The organism is Neisseria sp. P0021.S007, from assembly GCF_051956855.1.
This window is the reverse complement of sequence record NZ_JBQCXA010000664.1, coordinates 1-639: the sequence shown is the minus strand read 5'-3', so window position 1 is coordinate 639 and position 639 is coordinate 1. Positions and strand designations below refer to the sequence as shown.

At 48.7% G+C, this 639-nt stretch carries 1 protein-coding gene; it reads right to left on the bottom strand.

From position 1 onward, the window contains the following. Window positions 1-639, bottom strand: a 639-nt coding sequence (locus tag ACTHUR_RS15260; RefSeq protein WP_440399477.1) for an FAD-binding protein, incomplete at both ends; no start/stop codon positions are given.

Sequence of the window (639 nt, the reverse complement as noted above, 5' to 3'; positions counted from 1 at the left end):
CCCTCAGTAATCAATACACCGGCACCGGCTACACCAGTCGGGTGGAATTGCCAGAATTCCATGTCTTCCAACGGAATACCTGCACGGGCACAAATACCCAAACCGTCACCGGTATTCATATAAGCATTGGTAGAAGAAGCATAAATACGACCGCCACCACCGGTAGCAAACATCACAGCTTTAGCGTGGAAAATATAAACTTCGCCGGTTTCCATTTCCATGGCGGTTACACCGACTACGTCGCCGTTTTCATCACGAATCAAATCTTGCGCTGTCCATTCCACAAAGAATTGTGTATTGGCACGGACGTTTTGTTGGTACAAAGTATGCAACATCGCATGACCGGTACGGTCAGCAACAGCACATGCACGTTCTACCGCGCGTTTACCGTGTTCTGCAGTATGACCACCGAAAGGACGTTGGTAGATTTTGCCACTTTCCACACGGTCAAAAGGCATACCCATGTGTTCCAACTCAATTACAGCTTCAGGCGCTGCGCGACACATAAACTCAATCGCATCTTGGTCGCCCAACCAGTCGGAACCTTTTACGGTATCGTACATATGCCAATCCCAACGGTCTTCCTGCACATTACCCAATGAAGCAGAAATACCACCTTGAGCCGCTACAGTATGAGAA